Source organism: Streptomyces rhizosphaerihabitans (genome assembly GCF_025399795.1).
GTDB classification, from domain to species: domain Bacteria; phylum Actinomycetota; class Actinomycetes; order Streptomycetales; family Streptomycetaceae; genus Streptomyces; species Streptomyces rhizosphaerihabitans.
On record NZ_JAODTZ010000038.1, the window covers coordinates 87,279 to 95,649 of the forward strand.

12 protein-coding genes and 2 pseudogenes are annotated in these 8,371 nt (G+C 67.2%); 5 read left to right on the top strand and 9 right to left on the bottom strand.

Features of this window, described 5'->3' with window-relative positions:
* The first annotated feature begins 54 nt into the window (after nucleotides 1–54).
* Nucleotides 55–210 (top strand): DUF6131 family protein, encoded by a 156-nt coding sequence (locus N4G66_RS30880; protein ID WP_261707562.1) that lies wholly within the window; start codon nucleotides 55–57, stop codon nucleotides 208–210.
* Nucleotides 211–602: 392 nt separating this feature from the next.
* On the opposite strand, the pseudogene N4G66_RS30885 reads toward N4G66_RS30880, so the two are convergent.
* Together N4G66_RS30885 and N4G66_RS30890 are read right to left on the bottom strand one after the other, a co-directional pair.
* Nucleotides 603–860: pseudogene (locus N4G66_RS30885) on the bottom strand (GNAT family N-acetyltransferase); the annotation flags it as partial.
* A 27-nt stretch (nucleotides 861–887) separates the two neighbouring features.
* A pseudogene (locus N4G66_RS30890) lies at nucleotides 888–1,377 on the bottom strand (RNA-guided endonuclease InsQ/TnpB family protein); the annotation flags it as partial.
* Between the two features lie 44 nt (nucleotides 1,378–1,421).
* Between N4G66_RS30890 and N4G66_RS30895 the strand changes: the two are divergent.
* From N4G66_RS30895 to N4G66_RS30905, 3 genes are read left to right on the top strand one after another with little or no spacing between them, the layout of a single operon-like run.
* Complete coding sequence (locus N4G66_RS30895; protein WP_261707545.1) at nucleotides 1,422–2,231, top strand: alpha/beta fold hydrolase; 810 nt, start codon at nucleotides 1,422–1,424, stop codon at nucleotides 2,229–2,231.
* Nucleotides 2,231–3,496 (top strand): PP2C family protein-serine/threonine phosphatase, encoded by a 1,266-nt coding sequence (locus N4G66_RS30900; RefSeq protein WP_261707546.1) that lies wholly within the window; start codon nucleotides 2,231–2,233, stop codon nucleotides 3,494–3,496. The genes N4G66_RS30895 and N4G66_RS30900 overlap by 1 nt, the downstream gene beginning before the upstream one ends.
* Entirely contained in the window at nucleotides 3,493–3,861 is a 369-nt protein-coding gene (locus N4G66_RS30905; protein WP_261707547.1) for an STAS domain-containing protein, read from the top strand. Before N4G66_RS30900 ends, N4G66_RS30905 begins: the two co-directional genes overlap by 4 nt.
* 328 nt (nucleotides 3,862–4,189) lie before the next feature.
* Here the strand turns inward: N4G66_RS30905 and N4G66_RS30910 are convergent, their stop codons facing one another.
* A complete protein-coding gene (locus tag N4G66_RS30910) occupies nucleotides 4,190–4,354 on the bottom strand; it encodes a hypothetical protein (protein WP_261707548.1) in 165 nt (54 codons plus the stop codon).
* A gap of 232 nt (nucleotides 4,355–4,586) precedes the next feature.
* Here N4G66_RS30910 and N4G66_RS30915 point away from each other — a divergent pair, with 232 nt between their 5' ends.
* Nucleotides 4,587–4,982, top strand: coding sequence for an ATP-binding protein (locus N4G66_RS30915; protein ID WP_315903714.1), 396 nt, complete (start codon nucleotides 4,587–4,589; stop codon nucleotides 4,980–4,982).
* Between the two features lie 598 nt (nucleotides 4,983–5,580).
* On the opposite strand, the gene N4G66_RS30920 is transcribed toward N4G66_RS30915, so the two are convergent.
* From N4G66_RS30920 to N4G66_RS30945, 6 genes are all read right to left on the bottom strand, one after another.
* Nucleotides 5,581–6,051 carry a DUF3618 domain-containing protein gene (locus tag N4G66_RS30920; RefSeq protein ID WP_261707549.1) on the bottom strand — a complete coding sequence of 157 codons (471 nt, stop codon included), beginning with the start codon at nucleotides 6,049–6,051 and terminating at the stop codon, nucleotides 5,581–5,583.
* A gap of 304 nt (nucleotides 6,052–6,355) precedes the next feature.
* Nucleotides 6,356–6,634: a gas vesicle protein K gene (locus N4G66_RS30925; protein WP_261707550.1), complete on the bottom strand. Its 279-nt coding sequence runs from the start codon at nucleotides 6,632–6,634 to the stop codon at nucleotides 6,356–6,358.
* A complete protein-coding gene (locus N4G66_RS30930) occupies nucleotides 6,631–6,858 on the bottom strand; it encodes a gas vesicle protein (RefSeq protein WP_261707551.1) in 228 nt (75 codons plus the stop codon). The genes N4G66_RS30925 and N4G66_RS30930 overlap by 4 nt, the downstream gene beginning before the upstream one ends.
* 3 nt (nucleotides 6,859–6,861) lie before the next feature.
* Entirely contained in the window at nucleotides 6,862–7,674 is an 813-nt protein-coding gene (locus N4G66_RS30935; RefSeq protein ID WP_261707552.1) for a GvpL/GvpF family gas vesicle protein, read from the bottom strand.
* Nucleotides 7,675–7,734: 60 nt separating this feature from the next.
* The gene (locus N4G66_RS30940) at nucleotides 7,735–8,085 is read right to left on the bottom strand and encodes a gas vesicle protein (RefSeq protein WP_261707553.1); all 351 of its coding nucleotides are present in this window, start codon (nucleotides 8,083–8,085) and stop codon (nucleotides 7,735–7,737) included.
* Nucleotides 8,078–8,371, bottom strand: a 294-nt coding sequence (locus N4G66_RS30945; RefSeq protein WP_261707554.1) for a hypothetical protein, incomplete at its 5' end; no start/stop codon positions are given. The genes N4G66_RS30940 and N4G66_RS30945, both read right to left, overlap by 8 nt.

The following is an 8,371-nucleotide window of genomic DNA, read 5'->3' on the forward strand; positions in this document are numbered from 1 at the left end:
CCGTGACAAAGGATGGGGACGCCCGCAGACGACGTCCCGTCATCGGAGGAAGCCATGATCATCCTCGGAGTCATTCTGCTCGTTGTCGGCCTCGTCGCGGGTATTGGAATTCTTTGGACCATCGGGGTCATCCTGGTCGCGATCGGAATTCTGCTGTGGATTCTGGGAGCCATAGGACATGAGGTCGGCGGACGACGGCACTACTGGTAGTTGCCGCCACTGCCCGGGCATTCACCTGACCATCAACGGCGACGATTCGTGGCCGATACCCCGGCCGATCGGCACGCCTGCAGTTTATCGGCGCGGCCCTCCATGAATCCCCAGCCGCATCAAGGCTCTCGGAGTTCGTCGGCCGGATCAGCCCGGTCGCCGGAAGAGACACGGCACGGCCCACCGTCTCCTTGAGAGAAACGGGCCCGCTCACCGCTTCGGTCAAGCATTCTCCGGCAGGGCAATTTCCCAGCTTGTCGCTTTCATGGCTGACGGGCACCCCCGTATGCGAGGTCAAGACCCCCAAAGACTCCGAGGCGGCGACAAGACACGCACGCGTCCGCACACACGGTCAGTTCGGCAGCCTCACATCAGACCGGGCGCGGAACGACTCACTGCTCGCCGAGCGTCATCCACCTCTCCGGCTTTTCAAGCGGTGCGAAGCCTACTTCGGCGTAGACAGCGTGGGCATCCGCCGTGGCAAGCAGAATGCGGCGCAGCCCGTACGGGGCGAGGTGGTCTTTGACGGCGGCCACCAAAGCTGTGCCCAGGCCTTCGCCGCGTACGGAGGGAGCGATATGGACGTCGCAGAGCCACCACGAGCGACCGAGGGCCCAGTACGCGTCCTGTGACAACCACTGGTGACTCCTCCCCCGGCTGGAGCCGGGGGCTTCTCGTTACGCCGGGTCGGCGTTGCGACGGACCAGCCCGGCCCGTAGAACGTTGGTGGCTGCCACGGTGTCGGCGTGCGCAATATGTCCGCAGGCGATGCAGTGGAACTTTTCCTGTGTGGGCCGGTTCTCCTTGGCGGTGTGCCCGCAGTGGGGGCAGGTGCGGGTGGGGGTGCCCCCGGACGGAGTCTGGGGGAGTGTTGCGGGGGTCCACGGCGATCACTTCCCGTCCGGCGCTTTCAGCCTTGGCGTGCAGGATCGTCAGGAACACCCCCCAACCGGCATCGCTGATCGACTTGTTGAGCCCGGCCTTGGCGGCGGCCCCGTTGGGCAGGAACGCGCCCGCCCGGCCGGGGTCGGGCCTGGCTGCGGGGGCCCGGCTCATGTTGCGGATCTTGAGGTCTTCGTGCGCGCGGACCAGGCCGAGCGCGGTCTTGTGCGCGTGGTCCAGCTGCTGGCGGCGGACCTTGCCATGGAGGTGGGCGATCTTCTCCACAATGTTCGGTCGGCACCCCGGGGCAGTCTGCGAGGATGGTCAGCATGGACGTGCGGAGCAGGAACCATGTAAGGGTGACCGGCCGGACGGGTGGCCCCATTGTGATGCTCGCGCACGGATTCGGGTGTGACCAGAACATGTGGCGGCTGGTGGTACCGCTGCTGGAGCCCGATTTCACGGTGGTGCTTTTCGACCATGTGGGGGCAGGGAACTCCGATCTGGCATCGTGGAGCGAGCGGCGCTACTCCACCGTCGACGGCTATGCCGAGGACGTGCTGGAGATCTGTCACGAGCTCGCGCTGGGTCCCGTGACGTTCGTCGGACACTCGGTGAGCGCCATGATGGGAGTGGTGGCCGCGACACAGGAGCCGGGTGCGTTCAGCGGTCTGCTTCTGCTCGCCCCTTCTCCCTGCTTCATCGACGATCCGGTATCCGGCTATCGGGGCGGGTTCAGCGCCGCGGACATAGAGGAGCTTCTGGAGTCCCTGGACTCCAACTATCTGGGCTGGTCGCGTGCCATGGCACCGGTGATCACGGGCAATCCCGAGCGTCCGGAGCTGGGTGAGGAGCTGACCAACAGCTTCTGCCGCACCGATCCGGATATCGCCCGGGTCTTCGCCCGGGTGACATTCTTGTCCGACAATCGCGAGTCCCTGGCCCATGTGCGGGTGCCGACCCTGGTGGCGCAGTGCTCCAGGGACGCGATCGCACCGCCGGAGGTGGGCGCCTTCGTACAGGCGCGGATTCCCGGCAGCAGCCTGATCACGCTGAACGCCACCGGGCACTGTCCGCAGCTCGCCGCCCCCGAGGAAACCGCTGCCGCGATCGCGGCCTTCGCCGGTGCGGGCCTTTGATGTGCAGAACCGACGGCAACGGGAAGAGCGGGGGTTCGCCCCCGGATTCCCAGCCGGGTGACGAGCAGGCCATGTTCTCCGCGCTGCTGGAGGACAGTGCGGAGGACCTGTACGAACACGCGCCATGCGGCTACCTCTCCACGACGCTCGACGGCCGCATCGCGAAGATCAACCGGACTCTGCTGGACTGGCTCGGCTACGAAAGCAGCGACCTGGTCGGCCGGAGGGACTTCTCCGATCTGCTGACCGTCGGCGGCCGGCTCTACCACGAGACCCATTTCGGCCCGCTGCTGCGCATGCAGGGCACGATCAGCGGCATCGCCCTGGAACTCAAGACCGCTGACGGCGACCGGCTGCCGGTTCTGGTGACCTCCATCATTCGCACAGGCAGTGACGGACAGCCGCTGCTGATCCGCACCACCGTCTTCGATGCCCGGGACCGGCGTACGTACGAGGCCGAGCTCTTGCGTGCCCGTCAGGAATCGGACCGGGAACGTGAACGTCTGAAACGACTGAACGCCACCCTGCAGAAGACGCTGCTGCCCCCCACCCTGGTGGACGTGCCCGGCCTGGACGTCGCCGCGTACTACCACGTCGCTTCCGCCGACGAGGTCGGCGGTGACTTCTACGACTTGTTCCCCCTCGCCTCCGGCACCTGGGGATTCTTCCTGGGCGACGTCTGCGGCAAGGGCGCGGCCGCCGCGGCCGTCACCTCCCTCGCGCGCTACACACTGCGCGCGGCGGCCGTGTACGACCCCGACCCCGCGGCCGTGCTCGCCAATCTCAACACTGTCTTGAATCACGAGTACAACGGCCAGGACCCGCGTTTTTGTACCGTCATCTTCGGCCTGCTCACCCCGGACGGAGACGAGGGCGGCTTTCAGGTCACCCTGGCCAGCGGCGGCCACCCACCGGCCCTGCTGATGCGCTCCGACGGCCATGCCGACTACCTGCCGACCCCCGGCGGCCAGCTGATCGGCGTCCTGCCCGATGCCGACATCGCCACCACCAGCGTCCGCCTCGACCCCGGCGACACGCTGTTCCTGCACACCGACGGTCTCACCGAAGCCCACTCCGTCGGCGCCGACGGACGCTACGGCGACGAAGCCCTGCTGGAGTTCGCCCAGGAGCTGGCACCCACCACCGCCCGCGACACCGTAGCCGCGATCCGGGACCTGCTCGACACCTTCGGCACCGGCGTGGACGACGACACCGCAGTCCTGGCCTTCAACGTGCCCCGACACAGCAGCGAAGAGCAGATGTGAACCACGAACTGACCGTCCGCACCCGCACCACACCGGCCGGCCCGGTGATCGAACTGGCCGGCGTCCTGGACCATCACAGCGCGCCGGACGTCCGCACTGTGCTCCCTCACCTCGCCCTCTCCCCCGGTCAGCAACTCGTCATCGACCTCGACCGGCTCACCTTCTGCGATTCCACCGGCATCACGGTTCTCATCGCCGCCCGCAACCACGCGCTGGCAGCCGGGGCGTCCGTCGTTCTGACCGCGGTACCGGACGACGTCATCCGGACCTTCCGCCTGGTCGGTCTGGAACGGGTCTTCTCCATCCAGCCCACCTCGCAGGCGGCCGCGGCAGCATGGACCCGACCAGGGCCTCCTTCTGAATGAACGCTGGACAGCCCGCCCGGAGTCAGTCGAGGACGCCACCGCCGGCTCGCCGAAATCCCGCGCGGCGCGTCCAGGGACGACCTGGTCACGGTCCGTGCGCTTGGCGAGCCGGCCGACCGGGCGGAGGCGCTGACGTACTACGAGGTCCTGGCCTTTTCGCAGGCCGGGCCGGGAGTGAGGCAGCCGCTCACCGTTCCACGGCCTCTCGTAGGGTGCCGAACCCCCGAGTGCTCTCGCCATGCACGCGCCATCCTGCGAGGTCATCCCTCCATCGCTTGGAACATGGTGGGGTGGCAGGGAATGAGCTCATCGATGCCGATGAGTTGCATCACGCGCAGCACCGACTGCTGTTGGCCGACTGGTTCAGCGCCTCGTCGAGACGCTCACGTACCAGGTGATCCAACTCGCCGCACACCGTGACGACCCGCACACCGCCGACGGCGGAGTGGTTCACGGAGAAATAGCCGGTCTGCGCCGACTGTACGTCTGTCACCGTGTCCTCGAATGCGCTCGCCGGGCCGCCGAGGACGGAGCGTGTACCCCACCCAGTCCCGACGCTACAGGGCGGTATGCCGAACAGCGGATGCGTGTGAGCAGGAGCAGCATCTTCTGTGCCACCCGGGGTACATGTGCGGACAACAGGAATGAAGGTGGGCAAAATGGAGTCGTCTGGTAAGGGCTGTGCGGGGCCGCCGAACACTCGCCCCACAGCCACCGCTGTCCCATTGGCCGGAGGCAACTCCTGCATCGCCGAAGCACGTCACTTCGCGGCAGACTTCCTCACCCGTGCCCAGGCAGATCAGGACGTCGTCGTCTCCGCCCGCGTGATGGACCTGACCCAACTGGTGGTCAGCGAACTGGTCACCAACGCCAGCAAATACGCCCCAGGGCCCATACACATGGAATTGCGCATCGCGGAAGCCGCCGTGGAGGTGACCGTGCGAGACAGCCGCCGCGCCCGGCCCGTCGCCTGCGCCGTCGATCCACACCGAATCGGTCAGCACGGCCTGGAGATCGTGTTGGCCGTCGCCCGGGAGTTCCAGGTCCACGTGGAACCGGCCGGCAAACGCGTCACTGCGCACATATCCCTGGCCGAAGACGCCGGGTCCGGACGAGGCTGATGCCCTGAGGGGCAAGGCGTTCAGGGCTGGTCCGGAACAGGCCGAGCACGCCCAAGATTCCGACCACGCAGCCACAGCGGCAGGGCGTCGGCGGCCGCGATCCCGGTCGCCCAGGGCCGCGGGCGACTCCGGTCGGCGAAGGACGGCACGATTTCAAAGATCGTGGAGATCAGTGTTGACGCGTGCCTCCGCTCACAGCCAGTGGCACCGAACTGGGCGGCCGCCGGACGCCGCCGTGATGGGAATCCGAGGCTCCCCGGCAGGCCGGCTGCCCGCCGACGACGCGCACCAACCTGCTGCTCCCGTGCGGTCGGTGATCCGCCGATGTACTTGTTTGACCTGACCCGAGCAGGGGCACCCGGAGGTGGGCCCTGACACCATCCGGACCCAGGCGCTGATCGTTGGGACAACGACGGCCTGCGTCGCCCCCGCATCCGGGCTCTCGTCCCCGGCGAAACGGTGTGCGGCGGGATACGGACCTGACTGGGCCAGGACCTACTCGGCCAGCCGGACGGCTCAGCGGCCGGGTACGGAAGCCGCTGAGCGACGACGCGGATGGGCTCGTGACGCGTGGCAGCCCACCGGCGTCATCCGGCGCTCATCCCTTCCCGGGACGGACCACCCACCACACGATCACCGCTGCAACTGCGACTCCGAGCAACAACTTGCGGTTGTTCCGTGCCATGCGCGCGCCCTCAGCCGCATGTTGCCGTACCGATTCGGGAGCCCTCTCCTCCCACACACTCCCGGCCTGTGCGGCCTTGTCGCGAACCTGCACAGCGGCCTGGGCGGCCTTGTCCTTGACCGGGTCGGGCAGCTTGTCCCGGACCGAGTGCGCGGTCCTGGCCGCCTTATCCTTCAGCTCCTCCGCCTTGGCCACCGCCTGCTCCGCGACCTCGGCGGTCTTCTCTTTGACCTCAGAACCCTTCTCCTTGGCCCGGGCCTTGACATCGGCCTTGTCGGCCGGCGCCTGGACCGTCTCCCCCAGCTCGGCGCGGGTCTGCTCGACCTGCTCCCGCAGCTCTCCGGGAGTGGCGGCAGTCTGCTCATCGTCTGACGGGTTGCTCATCGGTGGGTACTCTCCTTGATCTGGGCCACGTCGGCCTTCACGTTCTCGATCACCTGCTCGGGCAAACGGGGGAGCTGCCCGGCGGCTGATCTGCTTCTTTCCCCCTCAGACCGATCACCTCCCCCTCTTTTCCTGCTGAGGCCAAAGCACCGAGACTCGTTCCGGTAGTTGGTGAGGCGGCGAGTACCCGGAACATCGCGGACCAGTTCAGGAAAGGCCCTGCGATCCGATGGAGTTTTCACGCGGCCCCGCGGCAGGCACGGTGAGGACCGTCGCTGATCGAGTAGAGCTGGATCAACGTTCTTCAGCCTCTGGGCAAAAGACTTCCGAGCGGGCCGAGGTCGAGATTGAGATCCTCCGGACGCACTCCGTGCTGCTCGCACAGTTCCGCCATCCGCTGGTCGAGCAACATCAGCGTGGTCCCGATCTCGTCAACCTGCTCATCGCTGAGGTCACCTTGCTCAACACGGCGAATCGCCTGGCGCTCCATCAACTGCCGGAGGAGTTCGACCACAGTGAGTACCAGCGCTACCAGATCGCGCCCCATCTGCTCGGAGTCCAGGTCGAGTCGGGAGCCGCTCACAGCGGGCCGCCGTCCGCCCAGGGAGCCGGTACGCGCTCGTTGACGGACGACAGCAGCGCGTGAAGGGAGAGCCGCACCAACGGGACGTCAGCGATGGCGATGACCAGATCCCCACTGATCACCACGCCGGTTGCCAGAACACGGTCCAACAGATCGACGAGCGGTACCCCGATGGGTCCGCTGAGGGGCCCGGGGGCATCCCAGGGCACCACGTCGTGCGTCACGGTCTACACCTCGCCAACGAATGAGTAGGGCACCCACGGCCCGGACAGCTCGATATCCACCCCGGTGCGTTCCCGCAATGTCCGTGTCAGCACGGCCAGTTCCTCAGCGCGGCGTGCTGACACCAAATACGTCGCGTTGAGGACCTGGACCCGGTGTTCCCCGGAAGGCTGGGCGTGCGGCCGCAACCTACGGGACGCGGTGGCGAGACCCCGGACTTCGGTATCCACCGCTTCGGCGGTCCTCAAGGCCTCGTCCTGGATCCGCTCGCGGCGCTCCTGCGCGCCCCGCTTGCGGTTCAGGTAGGCGAGGCCGGCTCCGGGCGCCGGGCGAGACCGCTCCGTCGGCGTGACGTGCCGGACCGGCGTCGGCACCGTCTCGTCTTGCGGGCAGGGCGGCACGAAGACCTTCACCCCCCATTCGGCGTGGTGCGCAATGCGCTTGAGCGCGGCATCGAACCGATCGGCCTCCTTGGCCAGTGCCTCCCGCGCCCTCTCCTCGCCGTGGTACAGGGTGGCCATCGGCAGGGGAACTGTCGGACAGCGAGCCGCGACCGCGGCGACGACATCGTGGTGGGCGCGTGCGTATCGCTCGAGTTCCCGCTGGTCCGACAGGCGCGCCTGCCAGACCTCGTCAGTGAAGTCGCTCGCCCGAACCGTCTGGACGATCGCTGTCAGCGCCCCCAGCGACAGTGAGCTCACGGACGCCTGGTCGGTGACCCCTGGCAGCCCGACCACGGCCGAAAGGTCCGGTTTCCGGCAGACAGCGAACACGTAGATTGCGTTGACGCCCGACAGCTCAGGGCCGCGCTCCGTCATGTACTCGGACCTCCTTGTTCCTCGCCGACTCGGGACGTTGCTGTGTGGCCGTCGTTGAGGCTATTTCTCCGCCTTCTCGGAATCGAGCGATTTCTCCGACGCCTCGGACTCGAGCTCTTTCAGCCGCTCACGCAATTCACGGTTCTCGTCCTTCAAGGCGTTGCGCGAAGCCCGTGAGCTGAGTGCCGGATCGTTCTCCCACCAGTCGATTCCGGCCTTCTTCGCGGTATCCACGGATGCCACGAACAAGCGGAGCCGAATGGTGAGCAGTTCGATGTCGAGGAGATCGATCTTGATGTCCCCGGCGATCACGATTCCTTTGTCCAGAACGCGTTCGAGAATGTCGGCGAGGTTGGTGGTCTGAGGACCGGAGACGGGGTAGGAGCCCTGCCGGAAGTCGACGTCAGTCACGGTGTCGCCTCTGCCCTCTCCTCTTCTTGGGAGCTTCTTCCTCGCCCTCCGGCTCGTCTTCCTCCTCAGCCCCCTCCTCGCCCTCGTCCTCGTATGCGTCCTCCGCCCCCTCTTCGCCCTCGTCCTCGTACCCGTCCTCCTCGTCCTCGTACGCGCCTTCCGCCCTCTCTGCGCCGTCGCCGTCGCCGTCGCCCTCGTCCTCGTCCTCGTCCTCGTCCTCGTACGCGGAGTCGGCACCTTCCTCGGCATCGCCCTCGGGCTCTTCGCCCTCCGACTGCTCCTGCTC

What these genes read in the sequence shown, in the direction of transcription:
- N4G66_RS30880 (WP_261707562.1), top strand. Translation starts at nt 55, where the DNA reads ATGATCATCCTCGGAGTCATTCTGCTCGTTGTCGGCCTCGTCGCGGGT.
- N4G66_RS30895 (WP_261707545.1), top strand. Translation starts at nt 1,422, where the DNA reads ATGGACGTGCGGAGCAGGAACCATGTAAGGGTGACCGGCCGGACGGGT.
- N4G66_RS30900 (WP_261707546.1), top strand. Translation starts at nt 2,231, where the DNA reads ATGTGCAGAACCGACGGCAACGGGAAGAGCGGGGGTTCGCCCCCGGAT.
- N4G66_RS30920 (WP_261707549.1), bottom strand. Translation starts at nt 6,051, where the DNA reads ATGAGCAACCCGTCAGACGATGAGCAGACTGCCGCCACTCCCGGAGAG.
- N4G66_RS30935 (WP_261707552.1), bottom strand. Translation starts at nt 7,674, where the DNA reads ATGACGGAGCGCGGCCCTGAGCTGTCGGGCGTCAACGCAATCTACGTG.